At 66.7% G+C, this 20,492-nt stretch carries 17 protein-coding genes and 1 pseudogene; 8 read left to right on the plus strand and 10 right to left on the minus strand.

Features of this window, described 5'->3' with window-relative positions; genetic code table 11:
• Positions 1-282: 282 nt before the first annotated feature.
• The gene (locus AC5P6S_RS12075; RefSeq protein WP_495204620.1) at positions 283-942 is read right to left on the minus strand and encodes an RIO1 family regulatory kinase/ATPase domain-containing protein; all 660 of its coding nucleotides are present in this window, start codon (positions 940-942) and stop codon (positions 283-285) included.
• 436 nt (positions 943-1,378) lie between these two features.
• Between AC5P6S_RS12075 and AC5P6S_RS12080 the strand changes: the two genes are divergently transcribed.
• A complete protein-coding gene (locus AC5P6S_RS12080) occupies positions 1,379-2,284 on the plus strand; it encodes an aspartyl/asparaginyl beta-hydroxylase domain-containing protein (RefSeq protein ID WP_176433094.1) in 906 nt (301 codons plus the stop codon).
• 118 nt (positions 2,285-2,402) lie between these two features.
• On the opposite strand, the gene speE is transcribed toward AC5P6S_RS12080, so the two are convergent.
• Positions 2,403-3,254 carry a polyamine aminopropyltransferase gene (speE, locus tag AC5P6S_RS12085; protein ID WP_049432009.1) on the minus strand — a complete coding sequence of 284 codons (852 nt, stop codon included), beginning with the start codon at positions 3,252-3,254 and terminating at the stop codon, positions 2,403-2,405.
• Between the two features lie 191 nt (positions 3,255-3,445).
• On the opposite strand from speE, the gene speA reads away from it, so the two are divergent.
• Genes speA through AC5P6S_RS12100 form a run of 3 tightly spaced genes read left to right on the plus strand, consistent with a single transcriptional unit; the run spans position 3,446 to position 6,037 of the window.
• On the plus strand, positions 3,446-5,335 hold the full coding sequence (gene speA / locus AC5P6S_RS12090; RefSeq protein WP_005411370.1) for an arginine decarboxylase: 1,890 nt from the start codon (positions 3,446-3,448) through the stop codon (positions 5,333-5,335).
• A gap of 44 nt (positions 5,336-5,379) precedes the next feature.
• Positions 5,380-5,700, plus strand: a complete 321-nt coding sequence (locus AC5P6S_RS12095; protein WP_006474656.1) for a DUF6122 family protein — start codon at positions 5,380-5,382, stop codon at positions 5,698-5,700.
• A 10-nt stretch (positions 5,701-5,710) separates the two neighbouring features.
• Entirely contained in the window at positions 5,711-6,037 is a 327-nt protein-coding gene (locus tag AC5P6S_RS12100) for a hypothetical protein (protein WP_043034269.1), read from the plus strand.
• Positions 6,038-6,286: 249 nt separating this feature from the next.
• On the opposite strand, the gene AC5P6S_RS12105 is transcribed toward AC5P6S_RS12100, so the two are convergent.
• The 3 genes from AC5P6S_RS12105 to AC5P6S_RS12115 are packed head-to-tail and all read right to left on the minus strand — an operon-like array spanning position 6,287 to position 8,552.
• Positions 6,287-7,606 carry a sensor histidine kinase gene (locus AC5P6S_RS12105; protein ID WP_495204621.1) on the minus strand — a complete coding sequence of 440 codons (1,320 nt, stop codon included), beginning with the start codon at positions 7,604-7,606 and terminating at the stop codon, positions 6,287-6,289.
• On the minus strand, positions 7,603-8,262 hold the full coding sequence (locus AC5P6S_RS12110; RefSeq protein WP_062605489.1) for a response regulator transcription factor: 660 nt from the start codon (positions 8,260-8,262) through the stop codon (positions 7,603-7,605). Before AC5P6S_RS12110 ends, AC5P6S_RS12105 begins: the two co-directional genes overlap by 4 nt.
• Positions 8,262-8,552 carry a PepSY domain-containing protein gene (locus AC5P6S_RS12115; protein WP_033834860.1) on the minus strand — a complete coding sequence of 97 codons (291 nt, stop codon included), beginning with the start codon at positions 8,550-8,552 and terminating at the stop codon, positions 8,262-8,264. Before AC5P6S_RS12115 ends, AC5P6S_RS12110 begins: the two co-directional genes overlap by 1 nt.
• 151 nt (positions 8,553-8,703) lie before the next feature.
• On the opposite strand from AC5P6S_RS12115, the gene AC5P6S_RS12120 reads away from it, so the two are divergent.
• Positions 8,704-9,138: a PepSY domain-containing protein gene (locus AC5P6S_RS12120; protein WP_012481469.1), complete on the plus strand. Its 435-nt coding sequence runs from the start codon at positions 8,704-8,706 to the stop codon at positions 9,136-9,138.
• A gap of 152 nt (positions 9,139-9,290) precedes the next feature.
• On the opposite strand, the gene AC5P6S_RS12125 is transcribed toward AC5P6S_RS12120, so the two are convergent.
• From AC5P6S_RS12125 to AC5P6S_RS12135, 3 genes are all read right to left on the minus strand, one after another.
• The gene (locus AC5P6S_RS12125) at positions 9,291-9,773 is read right to left on the minus strand and encodes a hypothetical protein (RefSeq protein ID WP_005411364.1); all 483 of its coding nucleotides are present in this window, start codon (positions 9,771-9,773) and stop codon (positions 9,291-9,293) included.
• Positions 9,774-9,899: 126 nt separating this feature from the next.
• Entirely contained in the window at positions 9,900-11,108 is a 1,209-nt protein-coding gene (locus AC5P6S_RS12130) for an NAD(P)/FAD-dependent oxidoreductase (protein WP_414489631.1), read from the minus strand.
• An 11-nt stretch (positions 11,109-11,119) separates the two neighbouring features.
• A complete protein-coding gene (locus AC5P6S_RS12135; RefSeq protein ID WP_005411362.1) occupies positions 11,120-11,614 on the minus strand; it encodes a lipocalin family protein in 495 nt (164 codons plus the stop codon).
• A 182-nt stretch (positions 11,615-11,796) separates the two neighbouring features.
• Between AC5P6S_RS12135 and AC5P6S_RS12140 the strand changes: the two genes are divergently transcribed.
• Positions 11,797-12,045, plus strand: coding sequence for a hypothetical protein (locus AC5P6S_RS12140; RefSeq protein ID WP_005414723.1), 249 nt, complete (start codon positions 11,797-11,799; stop codon positions 12,043-12,045).
• 334 nt (positions 12,046-12,379) lie between these two features.
• Positions 12,380-14,809: a DUF3772 domain-containing protein gene (locus tag AC5P6S_RS12145; protein ID WP_050426961.1), complete on the plus strand. Its 2,430-nt coding sequence runs from the start codon at positions 12,380-12,382 to the stop codon at positions 14,807-14,809.
• Between the two features lie 536 nt (positions 14,810-15,345).
• On the opposite strand, the gene AC5P6S_RS12150 is transcribed toward AC5P6S_RS12145, so the two are convergent.
• Positions 15,346-17,451 carry a phosphoglycerol transferase I gene (locus AC5P6S_RS12150; protein ID WP_495204622.1) on the minus strand — a complete coding sequence of 702 codons (2,106 nt, stop codon included), beginning with the start codon at positions 17,449-17,451 and terminating at the stop codon, positions 15,346-15,348.
• Between the two features lie 244 nt (positions 17,452-17,695).
• Positions 17,696-19,342: pseudogene (locus AC5P6S_RS12155) on the minus strand (ABC1 kinase family protein); the annotation flags it as partial.
• Between the two features lie 207 nt (positions 19,343-19,549).
• On the opposite strand from AC5P6S_RS12155, the gene AC5P6S_RS12160 reads away from it, so the two are divergent.
• A complete protein-coding gene (locus tag AC5P6S_RS12160; protein WP_005411357.1) occupies positions 19,550-20,476 on the plus strand; it encodes a DUF808 domain-containing protein in 927 nt (308 codons plus the stop codon).
• Positions 20,477-20,492: the final 16 nt, after the last annotated feature.

Consider the following 20,492-nt stretch of genomic DNA (forward strand, 5'->3'; position numbering starts at 1 on the left):
ACTATGGACGGTCAAACGGGCATTTTTATGGTGGTTCATCCGGGCTCTTTGGGGTCTGGAGAGGTGTGGTAACCACCATTTTCCAAAGATGTCCCGGATGAACAACCTACCGAGAGATCACAACTAACAGTCGACTCTACCTGATAAGGCGCACACAGCCGCCGAGATGTCGTCCCCATCGGCGCACGCACCCCCCGAGGCATCGTCCCCGTCGGGGCACGCAGCCCGCCGGCGCTGTCCCATCTCATCTCGCGATCCATCGCCGCCCGAAAGACGCGGCGCTTACCGCCGCTTGGCCCACTTGTAGAACCGCTTCCAGCCCTGCCGCACGGCCGCGACCCAGCCCGGGTCGGCCACCAGTGCAGCCTGCGCGGCGCTCGGCGCCTGGCCGGTCACGCGCTGACGGATCTTCAGTAGGTTCTTCATGTCGCTGCGGCTCAGTTGCCGGCTCAGCGGGTTGCGGCGCAGCCAGCGTGGCGCGCGCCAGGCCGAGGTGAAGTCCAGCAGCACCGGTACGCCGCCGCTGACTACCACGTTGGTGCCATGCAGGTCGTTGTGGGTGATGCCGGCGGCGTGCAAACGGCTGAGCGCGTGCTGCAGCTGCTCGAACACCTCATTGCCGACGGCCTGTGCGTTGCTCAGGGTCTGGCCGGGGATGAACTCCATGCCCAGCGCCAGGCCACCGAGGGTGCCGAGCAGCGCGGGGGCGTGCTTCCAGCCGCCGAGGCGCTGCAGCATGCGGGCCTCGCGGCGCACCATCAGTCGCGCGATCAGCGAAACGGGAGTGCCGCGGTAGCGGGAATAGTCCTTGATGACTGCCTCGCGCCCGTCCAGGCAGGTGCGATAGACGTCAGGGGCCAGGAAGCGTTCGCCGCGCTTGAGCAGCAGCGGGGTGGCGGCCTCATCGCCGCAGGAGGAGGGGGGCAGAGCAGGAAGATACATGTCGGGGTCTCGGACGACCCGGTGGGTGGCGCAAAGCGTCAAGCGAACCGGTGTTACAGGGAGTTACTAAGTTTTCGTTAATTTTAGTACTCGCCAGTTCGCTATTCCACGATTTGTCGGAGAAATGTCAGGGGCGTGGCTGGAACAGTTCGTCGCGCTCAATCGGACAATTCTGTCTGACTTGGTCGACGGTTCTTTCAGAATCAATAGGTTGGGACTCGCATCGGTTCGTTCATCCGCAGCCCGCTGAACGCCACGCACGCCCGGCTTGACCCCGACGCACGGCCTGCCGACCATAAGCTGTTAATTCGCGACATCGGCGGCCGCCCCTTCCTGGCACGTCCCCGTCCCCTGCCGCGGTCCCCACCGGTGCTGGCCGTCCGGCCGTGCATCGCCCTGATTCCCGTTCCGGCTGCGGCTGGAGGAAAGTGTTTTGATCATCAAAATCGTCATTGCAGCGCTGTTCGTCGCCTGCGTGCTGTACATCCACTTCCGTGGCAAGGTCCGCGCGCGCTGGTCGCGCCAGCTGCTGGACCACTCCAGTTTCATGGCCCCGATCAACGTGGTCATGTACATGTTCTCGAAGGTGCCGACCACGCCGTTCCTGGACCCGGCCAAGGAGTTCCCGCAGCTGGAGCCGCTGCGCCAGAACTGGCAGATGATCCGCGACGAGGCGCTGGCGCTGCGCGATGCGCAGGCGATCGCGGCCTCCAGCACGTTCAATGATGCCGGCTTCAATTCGTTCTTCCGCCGGGGCTGGAAGCGCTTCTACCTGAAGTGGTATGGCCCGTCGCACCCGTCGGCCAAGGCGATGTGCCCGAAGACCACGGCGTTGCTGGAGTCGCTGCCGGACGTGCGTGCGGCGATGTTCGCGCAGCTGCCGTCGGGCAGCGAGCTGCGTCCGCACCGCGACCCGTTCGCCGGTTCGCTGCGCCTGCACCTGGGCCTGGCCACGCCGAACAACGACGGCTGCTACATCGAAGTGGACGGCATCAAGAAGAGCTGGCGCGATGGCGAGTGGATGATGTTCGACGAGACCTACATCCACCACGCGCACAACGAGACGCCCGATGACCGCGTGATCCTGTTCTGCGACATCGCCCGCCCGCTGCGCTTCGGCCTGCCGGGGCTGTTCAACCGCGCGGTGGCGGCCACGTTGCTGGCCGGTGGTGCCTCGCCGAACCTGCCGGGTGACCCGACCGGTGGCGTCAACAAGGCATTCGGCAGCGTCTACAAGGTGCGGTTGAAGGCCAAGGCACTGCGCGAGCGCAGCGTGGTGGCCTACCAGCTGATCAAGTGGGGCCTGGTGGTGGCGGTGATTGCCGGTATCTGGGCGCTCTGATCGTTGCATGAGGTTGCCGGCCAGCGGCCGGCACTACCGGAACATCAAAAAACCCGCGCTGTCGCCAGCGCGGGTTTTTCTTTTGCATGGGTGGGTGCCGACCGTTGGTCGGCACGCCTTACTTCAGTGCCGCCTGCACGAACGGCGGGGTCACCAGCACGCCGGTGTGCAGCGCGGCGGTGTAGTACAGGGTGTTGAAGGTCTTGGCGGCCGAGTCGGCCTGGCGGAAGTCGAAGCTGCTATCGCCCTTGCGCGCCATGGTCACGCTCCACCAGCCGGTGGGGTAGCACGGCTGCGGGAATGGCAGGGTCTTGAACGAACCGAAGCCGGCCTTGCCCATCTCGGCGCGCATTTCGTTGATCAGGTCCAGCTGCATCAGCGGCGACTCGGACTGCTGCACCAGGATGCCGTCGTCCTTCAGGGCCTTGAAGCAGCTCTCGTAGAAGGCCTTGTTGAACAGGCCTTCACCCGGGCCGACCGGGTCGGTCGAGTCCACGATCACCACGTCCACGCTGCCGGCCGGGCAGTTGGCCATGTAGGCCACGCCGTCGTCGAACAGCAGCTCGGCGCGGGCGTCGTCGTTGGAGTCGCACAGTTCCGGGAAGTGCTTGCGCGCCATCACCGTGACCTGCTCGTCGATATCGCACTGGGTCACGCTCTCCACGCCGGTGTGCTTGAGCACTTCGCGCAGGGTGCCGCAGTCGCCGCCGCCGATGATCACCACGCGCTTGGGCGCGGCGTGGGTGAACAGCACCGGGTGGCTGATCATCTCGTGGTAGAAGAAGTTGTCCTTGCTGGTCAGCATGATGGCCCCGTCGATGGTCATCAGGTTGCCCCAGTCGGTGGTCTGGAAGATCTCGATCTTCTGGAACGGCGACTGCACCTCGTCCAGCTTGCCGGTGATGCGGTAGCCGATGGCCGAGCCGGTGCGCTCGAAGTGTTCGATGTACCAGTTGTTGCTGTCAGTCATTGGAAAACAGTCCTGTTCGGAGGGGTGGAGCCGGGCTGGCGGGCGGGGCCGCGTGGCACAGATGCCACATCCGGACGGATCGGCCCGTTCAGGTTGGAACCTGTCACGGGCGCGGGCGCGCATGATAACGAACCTGTGGGCATATAGGCGTTATCATGCCCCCCCTTTTATTGCCAACAAGGCCGACTGAAATGACCGATTGGTCCCTCGACCAAGCCCGCAAGACCTACTCGATCCCGCATTGGGCGGACGGTTACTTCGACGTGGATCAGGCCGGGCACATGGTGGTGAGACCGACCGGGGCGGACGGCCCGGTGGTGTCGCTGCCCAAGGTGGTCGATGCGGCGCGCGCGGCCGGTGCCAAGCTGCCGCTGCTGGTGCGCTTCCCGGACATCCTCGGCCAGCGCCTGGGCAAGCTGCAGGCGGCCTTCGCCCAGGCCCAGCAGGACTGGGAGTACAGCGGCGGCTACACCGCCGTGTACCCGATCAAGGTCAACCAGACCCGCGGCGTGGCCGGCACCCTGGCCAGCCACCACGGCGAGGGCTTCGGCCTGGAAGCGGGCAGCAAGCCCGAGCTGATGGCCGTGCTGGCGCTGTCGCGCCCGGGTGGCCTGATCGTCTGCAACGGTTACAAGGACCGCGAGTACATCCGCCTGGCCCTGATCGGCCGCAAGCTGGGCCTGCAGACCTTCATCGTCATCGAGAAGCCGTCCGAGCTGAAGCTGGTGCTGGAAGAGTCCAAGGCGCTGGACGTGAAGCCGGGCCTGGGCGTGCGCATGCGCCTGGCCTCGCTGGGCGCCGGCAAGTGGCAGAACAGCGGTGGCGACAAGGCCAAGTTCGGCCTGTCGCCGCGCCAGCTGCTGGATCTGTGGAAGTCGCTGCGTGACACCGAGTACGCCGACTGCCTGAACCTGCTGCACTTCCACATGGGCTCGCAGATCTCCAACGTGCGCGACATCGCCAACGGCATGCGCGAAGCCACCCGCTACTTCGTGGAGCTGTCGCGCCTGGGCGCGAAGATCACCCACGTCGATGTGGGCGGTGGCCTGGGCGTGGACTATGAAGGCACCCGTTCGCGCAGCTTCTGCTCGATCAACTACGGCCTGCATTCCTATGCCAGCAACATCGTGCAGCCGCTGGCCAATGCGTGCGAAGAGTTCGGCCTGACCCCGCCGCGCATCGTGACCGAGTGCGGCCGCGCGATGACGGCACACCACGCGGTGCTGATCGCCAACGTCTCGGAAGTGGAAGAGGCGCAGGAAGGCCGCGTGCCGGACCAGCACGACGACGAACCGGCGGCGATTCGCCACCTGCGCGAGATCCACGACGAGCTGGACGTGCGCCCGGCGGTGGAACTGTTCCAGGAAGCGCAGCATTTCCACGCCGAAGGCCTGGCCAGCTACGCGCTGGGTCAGATCGACCTGCCGCAGCGTGCGCGTATCGACGACCTGTTCTACGCCATCGCCCACGGCGTGCGTGCGCGCCTGAGCTATGACGAGAAGAGCCACCGCCCGGTGCTGGACGAACTGAACGAGCGCCTGGTCGACAAGTACTTCGTCAACTTCAGCGTGTTCGAGTCGATCCCGGACGTGTGGGCGATCGACCAGGTGTTCCCGATCGTGCCGATCGAGCGCCTGGACGAAACCCCCGACCGCCGCGGCATCATCGCCGACATGACCTGCGACTCGGACGGCATGGTGGAAACCTATGTCGAGAACGAGAGCCTGGACAGCTCGCTGCCGCTGCACAAGATGAAGCCGGGCGAGAGCTACCGCATCGGCTTCTTCATGGTCGGCGCCTACCAGGAAATCCTGGGCGACATCCACAATCTGTTCGGCGATACCGACGCGGTGGAAGTGCTGGCCGATGCCGATGGCTATGCCATCACCCAGCAGCGCCGCGGCGACACCACCGACGTGATGCTGGACTACGTGGGTTACCGCCTGGACGAACTGCGTGCGACCTATGCGCAGCGCGTGGCCGAGGCCCAGTTGTCGCCGGAACGTGCGCAGGAGTTGTCGGAGGCGCTGGAAGCCGGCCTGACCGGTTACACCTACCTGTCCGACGAACCGCTGGTCTGATGTAAACGGGAACGCCGGGCGTAGGCCCGGCGCTACCGGCCCCGATGAGCGCGCGCGCGATCTTCCATCTGTTCCTGCATGCCGCCGTGCCAGCCCTGCTGGCATGGCTGTTCTGGCGCAAGCGCTTTGCCTCGGCATGGTTGCTGATGCTGCTGGGATGGATCATCGATCTGGACCACCTGCTGGCCGACCCGATCTATGCACCGAACCGCTGCAGCATCGGTTTCCATCCCTTGCACACCGCACCGGCGATTGCCGTGTATGCGGGGTTGTGTGTGCCGAAGAAAACGCGGTTGTTCGGCATCGGCTTGATGATCCACATCGTGCTGGACGCGATTGATTGCTGGTGGATGCATCACCGTTGATGTTTGATGTGTGTCGACCAAGGTCGACACCTACCGGGTGTACGGCGACCGGTCGGATTGGCGCTTGGTAGAGCCGGCCGCTGGCCGGCTTCCGCAGGGCGTTCCCGGTGACTACGTGGTTGCCGGCCAGCGGCCGGCACTCCCCATCGTTAGGTTGGCCAATGTCGACACCTGCCGGGTGTACGGCGACCGGCCGGATTGGCGCTCGGTAGAGCCGGCCGCTGGCCGGCTTCCGCAGGGCGTTCCCGGTGACTACGTGGTTGCCGGCCAGCGGCCGGCACTACCCACCGTGAGGTTGGCCAATGTGGACACCTACCGGGTGCACGGCGACCGGTAGGATTGGTGCTTGGTAGAGCCGGCCGCTGGCCGGCTTCCGCAGGGCGTTCCCGGTGACTACGTGGTTGCCGGCCAGCGGCCGGCACTACCCATCGTGAGGTTGGCCGATGTTGACACCTACCGGGTGTGCGGCGACCGGCCGGATTGGCGCTTGGTAGAGCCGGCCGCTGGCCGGCTTCCGCAGGGCGTTTCCGGTGACCACGTGGTTGCCGGCCAGCGGCCGGCACTACCCACCGTTAGGTTGGCCGCTTCACGCCACCGGCAACCACAACGCTGCGCGCAGGCCGGGCTGCGCATTTTCCAGCGCCAGGCGCCCGCCATAACTGGCGGCGATATCGCTCACAATCGCCAACCCCAATCCACTGCTGCCCTCGCGCTCATCCAGGCGTACACCACGCTGTGTGACCTGTGACAGCGCATCCGCCGCCAGGCCAGGGCCGTCATCACGCACTTCGATGCGCAACTGCCCGTCGTGGGCTTCCGCTTCGACAGTGACCTGCTGTTGCGCCCACCGCCCGGCGTTGTCCAACAGATTACCCAATATCTCTTCCAGATCCGCACTGGCACCGGCGAACTGCAGCGCCGGATCAATGCCTTCCGCTGTGAACGCAATGCCGCGTTCGCCATGCACGCGTGCCATCAGCCGGCACAGCGCCTGCGCGACAGTCGCCACGTCGGTGCGTTGGCGATGGTCGGCGGCCAACCCAGCGGCCAGGTAGCGGTCGACACTGGCCTGCATGCGGGCGCTCTGCTCACGAACGGTCGCCCGCCAGTCCCTGCCGTCGCCGTCGGCCTCGGTGGCCAATACGCTCATCGGGGTTTTCAGCGCATGCGCCAGATCCTGTGCGCTGGTGCGCGCGCGCGCGACCATGCGTTGCTGGTGGTCCAGCAGCGCGTTGAGTTCCTCACCCAGTGGTGCGACTTCCGCCCCAAGTCCCCGCGTCTCGATGCGCTGCACATCGCCGCGCCGAACCCGTTCCAGCTGCGCACCGAGGCGATGCAGCGGGCGCAGGCCGAAGTGGACCTGGCTGGCGAGCACCGCCAGCCACGCCGTGACCAGCACGCCCAGGGCGATGGCGGTGCGCTTGCGGAACGCGGCTACATCCGCATCCAGCGCGCTGCGGTCGGTGGCAACCACGGCCACGAACGGTGCGCTGGCGCGCGGCAGGCGCACCTGTTGCACGCGTGCACGCAGGGATTGCTGTAGTGGCCCAGCCAGATTGCGCGTGGCCGCACCTGTGGCCATGGCCGGCAGGGTTTCATCCCACAGCGAGCGCGACTGCAGCAGCACGCGGCCATCGGCACCGGCAATCTGCCAATAGGCACCGGAGAACACGCGCTGGAAGCGCGCGTCATTCGGTTCCTGGCGCAGGCGCAGCTGTCCTTCGGGGTCCACTTCGGCCTGCGCCAGCAGGGTCAGCATGTCCTGCTGCAGTTCGTGGTCGAGGCGGTCACGCGCGCTGCGCTTGAACAGTTCGCCCAGCAGCGCGCTGGCCAGCAGCGAAACCAGCAGCAGGCCGGCGCCGCCAGCCAGCAGCAGGCGCCGACGCAGCGAGGATTGCCGGCTCACGGCGCGGCCAGCCGCCAGCCCTGGCCACGCACGGTCTGGATCAGATCGATGCCGAGCTTGCGGCGCACGCGTCCGAGCAGCACGTCCAGCGCATTGGAGTCCGGGTCGTGGCCGCCGTCGAACACCTGTTCGCCCAGCCGGTCGCGGCCGATCACCTGGCCGCTGTGGTGGATGAAGTAACTGAGCAGGCGGAATTCCTGCGGGCTGAGCGACAGCGCTTGGCCGTCCAGCTCGAAACGGCCAGCGTTGACGTCCAGCTGCAGTGGTCCGCAGTGCAGGCGCGGGCTGGCGTGGCCATGGCTGCGGCGGATCAGGGCGCGCAGGCGCAGCACCAGTTCGTCGGCCTGGAACGGTTTGGTGAGGTAATCGTCGGCGCCTGCGTCGAAGCCGGCCAGCTTGTCGTGCCAGCGCCCGCGTGCGGTCAGCACCAGCACCGGGAAGCTGCGGCCGTTGCCGCGCCAGCGCTCGATCACGCTCAATCCGTCCAGCCCGGGCAGGCCCAGGTCGACGATGGCCGCCTGCAGGTCTTCGATCTGGCCGATCTCCTCGGCCTGGCGGCCGTCGGCGACGACGTGCACCACGTAGCCGGCCTGTTCCAGCAGGGGCCCCAGGCGCTGTGCCAGTGCGGCATCGTCTTCGGCCAACAGGATGCGCATCAGTCGTCCAGCTCCGTCTTCAGCAGCTTTCCGCTGCGCGCATCATAGTCCAGCTCCACCACCACGCCGTCGCTGCGCAGGATCTCCACTTCGTAGACGCCGTCGTCCAGCTCCACTTCCAGCAGTTGGCCCGGAAAGCGCTTGAGCGCATCGCGCACCACGCTTTCCAATGGCACGTAGCGGCCCTGCTGCACGGCGCGGCGCGCGACCTGCTGCGCCGGGTCCTGTGCGGGCGCGGCGGCGGTCGGGGCGCTGGCCAGGGCCAGCAGCAGGGGCAGGGTGGAGAGCATCGGGGCGCGGGGAGGACTGTAGGACCAGGCGTGAGTGTGGCGGAGGTGACTAACAGCTGGCTAACAGTGCCGGCTAAGGCGCTGTTAACCACGGGGTGCATTGTGGCGTTGCCGGGATGGTCCGGCCACGAACACGAACAGGAGAACCCCCATGTTGAAGTCACTCACCCTCGCCACTGTTGCCCTGCTGGCCGTCGCGCCGGCCGTACAGGCTGCGCCGCTGGGCATGGCCCAGGTTGAACAGACCCTGCGCAAGGCCGGCTACACCCGGATCCATGAGATCGAACGGGATGATGGCCTGTGGGAGGCTGACGTGAGCCGCGCCGATGGCCGCTTCAGCGAGGTCTACGTGGACCCGAAGACCGGCGAGATCTTCGATGAGCACAGCAGCCGCGCGCTGTTGACCACCGAGCAGGTGCTGGCACGGGCACAGGCGCATGGCCTGCGCGAGATCCATTCGCTGGAACGCGATGGTGCGACCTGGTCGCTCGAAGCCCGCAATGCCCGCAACCAGAAGGTAGAGGTGCGCCTGAGCGGTTATGACGGCCGCATCCTGCACAGCGAGCGCGATGGCTGGCTGGATTGATTCCCGTGCGGGTAGGTGCTGGCCGCTGGCCGGCACGGAATGCAGAGCGTGTCGACCAAGGTCGACACCCACCGGCACATGCAAGGTCGACACCTACCAAGCGTACGCAGCGGTAGTGGCCGACCTTGGTCGGCCCAGGCCCGACGCGGGGCTTACCAGCCAAACGGCGGCGGGTAATCCCAATAGCCCGGGCCGCGGCCGTAGTAGCCGCCGTACGGGCCGAAGAAGCCCGGGCCCTTGCCTTCGCTCACGTGGATGTTGACGTTGACCCCGTGGGTCTTGCCCTCATCGGTGGTGTAGTTCTTGCTCAGGTTCAGCGTGGCGGCGTTGTAGTGGCTGTTGCCACCGTTCTTGGAATAGCCGATACCGGTGGTGAAGCTGCCGGATACCTTGACCTTGTCATCGGTGACGTCGGCGATCTTCGCGTCGTCGTGCACGCGCGGGCCGCTCTTGTCACCGTAGTACGTGCCCGGCGGGTCCTGCTGCAGGGCCGGGTCGTTGAGGTAGCGCATCGGCGCCTGCGGCAGCGTCAGGTCCAGGCCGGCAGCCTGCGGCGCGGTGGCGCCGGCGGCGGACTGGGCCAGCACGGTTCCCGGCAGGGCCAGGCACAGCAGCAGGGTCAGGGGGCGGATCATGACGGTGCTCCAGCGGACAGATGGCCGCGCAACACGCGGCGGTACAGGCCGACGCTAGCAGGGGCTGCTTGAATGATGCCTGTCGGCGCCCGCTCGCGGTAGAGCCAGGCCATGCCTGGCTGCAGGCTACAACCGCCCGAACCCGAACAGCCCCGCCAGCGGATGCGCCCGCCGCTCGATCCCGGCCCGCAGCAGCTGCGCGCCGATCATCGAATAGGTGATGCCGTTGCCGCCGTAGGCCATGGCGAAGTGCACCCGCGGCCCCCACTGATCGTGCGGGCCGAAGAACGGCAGGCCGTCCGCCGTTTCGGCGAAGGTGCCGGCCCAGGAAAACGCCGGCACCGGGTCCAGCCGTGGGAACCAATGCAGCAGCTGCTTCATCAGCTTGTCGGCCTTGCTCTGAACGCGCCGGTCGCGGCGGGCGGGGATGTCGATGGCGTCGTCCAGCCCGCCCACCAGCAGGCGACGGTCGCCGGTGGCGCGCAGGTACAGGTAGGGGCGGGCGCTCTCCCACACCATGGTGGTGCGCAGCCGGCCGAGCACGTCCGCATCGATGGGATCGGTGATGAAGGCGTAGCTGCTGCGGTTGCGTGCAACCCGTTGCTTGAGCCAGCGCTGGTTGGCATAGCCCATGGCCAGCACCACGTGGCGTGCGCGGATGGTGGCACCATCTTCGGTACGGGCGGTCACCCCGCGCGCAGTGGCGTCGAGGCTGTGCAGCACCGTGCGGTCATGCACGTGGCCGCCGCGCCGACGCAGGCGCTGCAGCAGCGCATAGGTCAGCCGATACGGATCGACCCGCGCCGCCTGGCGCGTGAGCAGGGCACCACCGGCGTCCACCTCGAAGCGTTCCTGCAGTGCCTCCGGGCCCAGCCAGCGGGCATCCAGGCCGATGCTGCGCCGCGCCTCACCTTCGGCCATCAAGCGCGGAACGTCGCGATGGCGGCTGGCCAGGTACAGGCTGTCCATGCGCTGGAAATCCACGTCCTTCAACCCGCGTGCCACGTCGCCCAGCGCTGGGATTGCTTCCGCACACGCCCGGTAGGCAAGCGCCGCGGCGTCCTGGCCATAGCGCTGGGCCAGTTCCAGCAGGTGGGTGTCGATCTCGTACTGCAGCAGCGCGGTGCTGGCAGCGGTGCTGCCCCAGCCGATGTCACGCTGCTCGATCACCGCCACGTCGTGGCCATGCCCGGACAACTCGTCGGCAATCAGCGCACCGGTGATGCCGCCGCCGACCACCAGCACGTCGCAGCGCAGATCCCGCTCCAGCGGTGGGAAGGCGTGGATCAGGCCGTTGCGCACCGCCCACCACGGGTAGCCACTCTTCAGGTCCATGAGTGGGCGGCTCAGGCTGTGGGGCGACCGGTGTGCGGGGTGTGGATCAGTTCGGACAGATCGAAGCCCTGCAGGCGGGCGGTGGCCAGATAATGATCCTGCACGGTGGCGTCCAGCTGCGGTTCGCGGGCCAGCAGCCACAGGTACTTGCGGTCCGGGCTGCCGACCAGCGCCACGCTGTAGTCCGGAGCGACCTGGATCACCCAGTAGTCGCCCTTGGCGAACGGCAACCAGCGCAGACCCTTGGGCAGGAAGCTCACCTCCAGGCGCGCGCTGTCGTTGTCGACGGCACAGGCCTCGCCGGTGGCTTCCTCGACGTCGCCGTCCATGCGGCAGCGGTTGGTGACGCCGACGTTGCCGTTGTCGAGCAGGGTGTAGTGCGCCGACACATCGGTGCAGCCTTCCGGCTCGTGGCGCATCGGCAGGCGTGCGATTTCGTACCAGGTGCCCAGGTAGCGGGGCAGCTTGAGGTCGGCGACGGTCTTCAGCGGCGGGTGGTCGGTCATCGGCGGTCGTGGCAGGGGTGGGCCTCCACGATGCCGATGGCCTTGCCATGGGCGGGTGAAGCCGGGGCGATGGCCGTGTCCAGAACGTTCCGTCGCCGCTGTGGCGTGGCCGTTGTCACCGGCGTGGCGGTATGCTGCCGCCAGCGCCGTGTTTTCCTGATCCAACCGAGGTGGAGGTGCCGATGTACCAGGTGATCCTGTTGAAGAGTGAATCCGCGTTCGCACGCGAGCAGTGGCCGCAGGTTGATGACCTGGTCGACTACGAGGGCGTCAGCTACAGCCTGCGTGCCGGCCCGCGCCAGCCGCTGCCCACCGACCACGACTGGCACCCGGTGGCGGTGTACGCGCCCGATGAGATCACCGAGGAAGAGTTCCAGGACTGGTACGCGCTGCAGCAGCCGGCCGTCGAAGAGCTGCGCCTGAAGTACTGACTTCGCCGGCGTGGCGAGCGTGCGCGCGGAAACGCAGGCGGGGTGAACCGACGGGGTAGAGTCGACTGTTGGTCGACTGCTCTTCGCTGGACGCTGTGCAAAGCCCGCGCTGCGCGCGATAGTCGACTAACAGTCGACTCTACCCCCGTCGATTCGCCCGGCCACGATCACCCCGCCGCAATCGCCAGGCCGTTATCGCCCCGTCGTGACCACCCCGCGCCATCACCCCGTCGAAGCTCCCATCGCGGTGGGTGTGGTCCTCTGAGCCACCATCCAGCCTTTACCGCCTGTGCCGTATAGTCGCGCGCAGGCGCGGTGGTCCGCGCGAAACGGTGTGGCTGGCGTGTCTTCTTTCCTGCGATCGATCCGTGCACGGGGGCCTTGGCTGGCCCTGCTGCTGTGCACTGCCTTCCTGCTGTCCGCACCGGTGCTGGCCCAGGATGAGGACCCCACGCCGAAGCAGCAACTGGCGGACATCGATTCCAGGCTGAAGGAGGTCGAGCGCAAGCGGGGCGATGCAGAGGCCATCGAGACACTGGCGATGCTGTCCGAGAATGCCTCGCAGGCCCGGCGCGATGCCGAAGCGCTGGAGAAGGCGTTGCAGCCGCAGCTGGATCGGATCAGCGAACAGCTGGCGCAGCTGGGCACGCCTGCGGAAGGCACCACCGAACCGCCGGAACTGGCCGCGCAACGACGCACCATCACCAAACAGCGCGACGGCCTGGCCGCGTCGGTAGCGCAGGCCAAGGCCAGTGCCGTGCGTGCCCAGCAGCTGGCAGCCGACATCGACCAGCAGCGCACTGCGCAACGCGCCGAAGACATGGGGAAGAAGGTCGCCTCGCCGTTGTCTCCGGCGCTGTGGAGCAAGGTGGCCGAGCGCCTGCCGATCGATATCGCACGCGTCGCGCCGTTGGCCGAGCAGGGGCGCGATACGTTTGTTGCTGGTGTCCGGGCCAATGGCTGGGGCACGCCGTTGCTGGGCCTGCTGGCCGCGTTGGTGATGATGTTCCCGCTGCGGCTGTGGCTGCGCAGGCTGGGGCGGCGCTTTGCGGCGTCCGAGCGTGCGCCGGACGGTCGCCTGCGCCGCTCCGGCCTGGCCATGTGGCTGCTGCTGGTCGGTACGCTGCTGCCCGGCTATGCCGTGGTGGTGCTGATGGCAGCGCTCGATGCGATCGATGCGATCGCGCCGCGCCTGCAGGTGGTGGCCGACGGCCTGGAGACGGCCACCTTCCGCGCCGCCTTCATTGCGGCGCTCAGCGCGTGCATGCTGGTACCCAAGCGTCCGTCGTGGCGGTTGCTGAATCTGGATGACACCGCCGCACTCAAGCTGCGCAAGTACGCGTGGGGCGCGGCGGCGCTGGCCTGGCTGAGCACGGTGCTGGTCGCCCTCGATCAGGCCACGCGTACCAGCGACGTCACCACGGTGGCGCTGGACGGCCTGATTGCGCTGACCTACCTCGGCCTGATCATGGCCATGCTGGTGACCCTGGCACGCCTGCATCGCCGGCAGACCGCCGAGGCCGAGGCCAAGCTGGAGGCACAGGCCGATGGCGTGGGCGCGGCCACGCCGGTGCGTCGCAGCAGCTGGCTGGTACTGGCCCGGGTAGCGGGCAACATCGCGGTGGTGGCGGCCATCATTGCCACATTGCTGGGCTACCTGAACTTCGCCAAGTTCGTGAACCAGCAGCTGATCGGCGGCAGCATCGTGGTGCTGGCCGCGACCCTGCTGTTCAAGTTCGTCGATGACCTGAGCACCTGGATGCTCAACGCCGACAGCAAGGTTGGCCAGACCATCCTGCTCAGCACCGGCCTGAGCGTATCGCGGCTGGAGCAGGCCGGCGTGCTGCTGTCGGCGGCGCTGCGTACCGTGGTCGTGCTGCTCACGCTGCTTGCCCTGGTGGCGCCGTTCGGCAACATCGGCGCGGTGGTGGAGCGCTTCACTTCACTGTTCACGACCGGATTCGATATCGGTGGCACCAAGCTGGCACCGGCGGGGATCGTGTTGGCGGTACTGGCGCTGCTGGCCGGCCTGGCGATCACCCAGCTGGTGCAGCGCTGGCTGACCGACACCTACCTGCCCAAGACCGAACTGGATCTGGGCGCACGCAATTCGGTCAGTACGGTTGCCCGTTACGTGGGCATCATCATCGCGGTGATCTGGGCGCTGAGCGCGATGGGCCTGCAGCTGAGCAAGCTGGCGTTGCTGGTCAGTGCGCTGTCAGTGGGTATCGGTTTTGGCCTGCAGGTGATCACCCAGAACTTCGTCTCCGGCCTGATCCTGCTGGCCGAGCGCCCGGTGAAGATCGGCGACTGGGTGAAGCTGGGCGACCAGGAGGGCGACATCCGCCGCATCAGCCTGCGTTCGACCGAGATCCAGGTGGGCGACAAGTCGACGCTGATCGTGCCCAACTCCGAGCTGGTCACCAAAACCGTGCGCAACATGACGATGGGCAACAACCAGGGCCGCATCCAGATCCAGTTCGCGGTGCCGCCCAGCACCGATGTCGGCAACCTGCGGCAGGCGTTGCTGGATGCGTACACCGCGCATACCAACGTGCTGAAGCAGCCGGCGCCGACGGTCTACATCGACAGCATTGCCGGTGGCCAGATCACCATCAACAGCTTCGCGTACGTGGCCAGCCCGCGGCAGGTCTACGCCACCCGCAGCGATCTGTACTTCAGCCTGCTGCAGATACTGGCCGAGCGGAACATTCCGCTGTCGACCCCGACCGATATCCACATCACCCGCGATCCGCAGGAGTAGGGGGTGTTCTGCAGGGCTGCGCCCTGCACCCGCTACGAGCCGGAGCAAAGGCAACAGCAACAGCAACAGCAACAGCGGGCATTCCGTGGTTTGGCGGGGTGGGTCCGGTTGCGGGAGACGCCGTAAACCCGTCCATGGGGGCTTGGCCGCGGCATCCATGCCGCGGACACTCCCGCAACCGGACCCACCCCGCCTTCGACAATCTCCCGCGATCTGTTGGAATTGCTCTCGGGGTCAGATCCGTTTTCCGGAGGAAAACGGATCTGACCCGATCTTGATTTTCGATATCTGACAGAGTGTGTCGACCAAGGTCGACACCTACCGACAGCCGCAGGAACTGTCAGAGGTGGGGCGGTGTCGGAGTGCGGGGTGTCAGCCGCATGGATGCGGCTGCCAAGCCTCCAGGGACGGATTTACGGCGTCCCCGCACTCCGACACCGCCCCGCCAAACCACGGAATGCCCGCTGTTGCCGTTGCTGTTGCTCTTGCTTCGGCCGTTGCTTCGGCGGGTGCAGGGCGCAGCCCTGCAAAGAGCCCTACCCCCGCGGTCGGCCGCGCGAGGGCACCAGTGCGAACGTATCCACTGCCAGCTTCTCGGCATGGTTCAACCACGCGCGGATCTCCAGATCATCCACTTCGTGGTCCAGCCCGAACGACACGTTGATCTTGCCGTTGGCATCGGGCTGCACCCACTGCTGTGCCAGCACCACCTTGCGCTGCGAGGACACCGCCTCGATCCAGAAGCCACGATCCGGCCGCGTGCTCGCCACCAGCTGCAGCATGTACTGGCCGGCGCGGGTGCGGCGACCCTTCTGGGTGATCATGTGCGCCTGGCGCACGCTCGGGCGCGGGCCCTGGAATGCGTCCAGCGGTGCGTCCACGGCAATGCCGCCACGCAGGTCGTTGTCGCGGTACAGCTTGATGCCGTTGTCACGGTTTACCAGCAGGGCGCACCAGTCGCCATCGGCCGAGCCGTCCTCGAACGCGGTGCAGCGGTCGACATAGGCCAGGGTGTTGTCCGGGTCGGCATCATCGAACTGGCGCGAGGTGTTCTCCAGATACACCGACTTCAATCCCCAGTCCTTGTCGTATTCCAGCAGCACCGGCGGTTGCACGTGCTGCAGGCCGACCACCACCTGGTCGTCGCCGTCGATCCTCAGTTCGCGGGTCGGCTCACCCAGCCACAGCGAGCGGGCGAAGGCGAGGTACTGCGGGTAATCTCGGCCGCCATCACGCTGGGTGGCCACGCTGGCGCTGGGCGCGCGCTGGGTATCGATCAGTGAACGGCCAAAGCCCATCTTCTTCAGGTTCGGGTCCAGCAGGCTGAGCAGGGTCGCACCCGAATCCAGGGTGGTGCCGGCGTCGGCGCTGAGCTGCTGCGGCGCAATGCCATCGCCGAGGAACAGCAGCAGGTTCTCGCGCTTCTGCCGGGTCAGGATGTGGGTCAGATCGTTGGGCATCGCCAGGTGGTCGGAGGCGATCACGATCAGCGTGTCCTTGCCGTACGGGCTGGCCTGGATGCGTTCGACCAGCTGCGAGATCAGCCGGTCACTGCACTTGAGCGCGTTGAGCATGTTGATGTTGCCGTACTGGCTCTGGTAGCGCTCGCCCTTGCACGACACCGGCAGGTGGCCCGCCGGGTGGTGGGTGTCCATGGTGAGCGTGGTGAGCATGAACGGCGAGCCGGCGCGCGAGAGCTGTTCGAAGCGCTGGTAGGCGGTATCCAGCAGCACGTCGTCGTGCACGCCCCAGGCGGAGTAGTGGATGCGTCCGATCTTTTTCTGCTGCTTGAACCAGGCGAGGTCATGCACTTCGTCAAAACCGTGGCTGGCCAGGAACTGGCCCTTGCCGGCGAACTGGCCGTTGGCCCCGCCCAGGTAATGGTTGGTATAGCCCTGCTGCTTCAGGTAGTCGCCCAGGCACACCGCCTTGGGCAGGAAGCTGCCCATCCGGTCCATGCTGTTCTCATCGCCCTGCGAAGTGGTCAGCGGCACGCCGCACATCGACGACACCAGGCCGGCGATGGTCCAGCCGCTGCCCTCGGCCGAGGCCAGGTTGCGCACGTCCAGCGACTCGGACGCCAGCCGGTTGAGATTGGGCATCAGGCCTGGGAATACGTTTTCGTCCAGGTACGTGCGCTCCAGGCTCTCGCCGTAGATCCAGACGATGTTGCGCGGGCGCTGCAGCGGCTGCGTCGGCACCTGGTATTCGGGGGCGATGCGGGCGAAGTCGACCGGGCGCAGCTGCTGGTACAGGCGTTGGCCGTCGCGGGCCAGCGGGCTGATCATGATAGTGGCCACCCACACGGCCGCGAAGCCCGCGAACAGCGCGCCACCGTGGCCGGGCCGGCGCCAGCGCTTCACCCGCGTGGCGAACAGCGGCAGCAGCGAGACCAGCGCCAGCACGATGAAGCCGGCGATGTAGCCCTTGAAGTCGGAGACTCCGGCGCCTTCCATGTCGGCGCCGAGGTGGTACAGCGTGGCGGCGTTGAGCCCATCACCGGACAGCTTGTCGATCAGCCACCATGCGCTGAGCGTGAGCAGCAGCAGCGAGAACGCACTGGCCTTCCACCACACCCATTTGCCGGACGCGAGGAACAACCAGCACAGCAGCAACAACGACAGCAGCAGTATCCAGAGCATAGGCAGCTTCGGCAGTGACGGGGTGGTGGTGATGGACGTCGTACCGACGCGTGTCCATCCGACCGGCGCTGCCGCAAGCACATGCATGTGACAGGCCGATGACCCGATAGTGCATGCACGAACCTGACTGAAATGTTTGTTGGAATGACGCGCGCGAAATCGCGCTCAGTAGGTAAAACGAGCGTGAAAGGCTTCGTTGGATTGCATTAAAAACCGCATGAATACGGTTGTTTTCGCAGATTCGCTAGCGATGCCCGCGCTCTTCGCGTGCCCGCGCGCGACGATCGAACAGCAATGCACTGGTCACGATGCCAAGGCCGAGCACTACGCCGATGAACAACAGAATCAGGGCGATGAGCGGGTAGCCGAACAGATGCCAGCCGGTGTCGATCTTCATCATCATCGCGGCGGCCATGATCAATGCCGCGCTGATGATGCCGGCCGCCACGCGGTTGGCGATCTTCTGCAGGTTCTCCATCAACCGCGATTCTTCCAGGCCCGTCACCTTCATCTGCAGACGGTTCTCGGCCAGCAGCGCCATGATGTCCGACAGCTTGCGCGGCCCATCGCGCAGCAGCTGCTGCAGCTCCATCGCCTCGCTGGCGATGTTGGCTGCCGACAGGGACTTTTTCAGGCGCGCACGCATCACATGCTGCAGCTGGCGCTCGACGATGCGGCGGGTCTCCAGTTCGGGTGCCAGCAACCGGCATACGGTTTCCAGGTTGAGCAGCGCCTTGCCGAGCAGGCTCAGTTCCGGCGGTGTGCGCAGGCCGCAGGCGGTGGCGATGCGCACCATGTCCAGCACCACGCGGCCTTCGGAGAAACTGCCGCTGGCCGCATAGCGTGCGATCAGCTGGCCGGTCTCGCGCAGGTAGCGCTCTTCGTCGAAGGCCTCCAGCCGCGTGCTGATGCTGATCAGATCGTCGGCTACTTCCTCGCCACGGCCATCGACTGCGGCGAACAGGATCTTCAGCAGCCGCTCGCGCAGGCGCGGCGGCATGTGCGCGACCATGCCCAGGTCGAAGATCGCCAGCCGTCCATCGGGCATCACCCGCAGGTTGCCGGGGTGCGGGTCGGCGTGGATCTCGCCGTGCACGAAGATCTGGTCCAGGTAGCCGCGGATCAGCGCCGCCGCCAGCGGGTCCATCGATTGTTCGGTGCGGCGCACATCGGGAATCGCATCCACGCGCACGCCGGTGGCCAGTTCCATGGTCAGCACGCGCTGGCTGCTATAGTCCCACAGTGGCTGCGGAATCCACAGGCGGCGGAACGGCTTCAGGTGTCGGCCGAAACGGGCCAGGTTCTCGGCCTCGGCGTGGTAGTCCAGCTCCTGCATCAGGGTCTTTGCGAACTCGTTGAGCCAGTCGCGCAGGCGCACGCGGCGGCCCACCTGGGTCAGGTGGTCGGCGGCCAGCGCGAAGCTGCGCAGCGCCTCCAGGTCCGAGCGAAGTTGTGCAGCCACTTCAGGCTTCTGCACTTTCACTGCCACCTGGCGTCCGTCGTGCAGCACCGCGCGATGCACCTGCGCGATCGAGGCACAGCCCAGCGGCTCGGGATCGAATGAGGCGAACAGCTTGTTCACCGGTGCGCCCAGCTCCTGCTCGACGATCGCATGGATACGCTCGACCGGAATCTCGGCCACCTTTTCCTGCATGCGCTCCAGGGCTGTGGCGAACTCCACCGGCACCATGTCCGGGCGCGTGGACAGCATCTGGCCCAGCTTGACGAAGGTCGGGCCCAGCGCTTCCAGATCGCTGACGAACTGTTCCGGGTTGCCGTCCGCGGGAACGTCGGCTGGATTGCCTGCGGCATCCAGGTTCATGCCCGAGAACACCCCTGAATGGCGATAGCGCATCAGCAGGCGCAGGATCTGGCTGCGCCGGTTCATGCCTTTGACCAGCGGAGGATTGCCATTGGCGGTGGGCGGATTGCTCAAGCGGAACTCCCATGCGACGAAGACAGGTAGCGCCGGCCACGGGCCGGCAATGTCCGGATTCCGCAGTGTCGCCGGGGGGCGGTGGGCACGCGGTGAATCCGACGTCTTCCGCAGTCCACACCGGATCGGTCAGAATCCGCTCATTCCCTCTCTGGACTTCCCATGGCCGGTGCCAGCCTGTTCGCCCTGCTCGACGATATCGCCACCCTCCTCGACGATGTCTCGGTCCTGACCAAGGTCGCGGCGAAGAAAACCGCCGGCGTGCTGGGCGACGACCTGGCGCTGAACGCGCAGCAGGTCACCGGGGTCAACGCCAACCGCGAACTGCCGGTGGTGTGGGCGGTGGCCAAGGGCTCGCTGGTCAACAAGGTGATCCTGGTGCCGGCAGCATTGGCGATCAGTGCGCTGGAGGCCTGGCTGCACAGCCGCGGCTGGAACGTGCCGCTGATCGTACCGCTGATGATGATCGGCGGCGCGTTCCTGTGCTTTGAGGGCGTTGAGAAGCTGGCGCATCGGTTCCTGCACTCAGCCGAGGACGACGCCGAGCATCAGGCCGAGCGGCGCAAGGCGCTGGCCGACGCGCAGGTGGACATGGTGGCGTGGGAGAAGGACAAGGTGAAAGGCGCGATCCGCACCGACTTCATCCTCTCGGCCGAGATCATCGTACTGACCCTGGGCGTGGTCGCCACCGCATCGTTCACCAACCAGCTGGTCACGCTGGCCGTGGTTGCACTGGCGATGACGGTCTTCGTCTATGGGCTGGTGGCGGGCATCGTGAAGCTGGATGACGTCGGCCTGTACCTGTCGCGCAAGGGTGGGGCCGTGGCCGCCTTCGGTCGCGGCCTGGTGGCCTCGGCGCCGTGGCTGATGAAGTTCCTGTCGGTGGCCGGCACCATTGCCATGTTCCTGGTGGGCGGAGGCATCCTGGTGCACAACGTGCCGGCGCTGCACCACGCAGTACAGGCGATGGGCGGCGAGGGGCAGTGGGGCTGGCTGGTCAGCGCGGTGGGTAACATGGTGGTCGGCATCATCGCCGGCGCCATCGTGCTGGCGGCGGTGACCGGGTTCCAGAAGCTGCGCGGCAAGTAATCACCGGCGGGTCGCG

It is taken from the genome of Stenotrophomonas sp. YJH_SMC_119 (assembly GCF_059368315.1).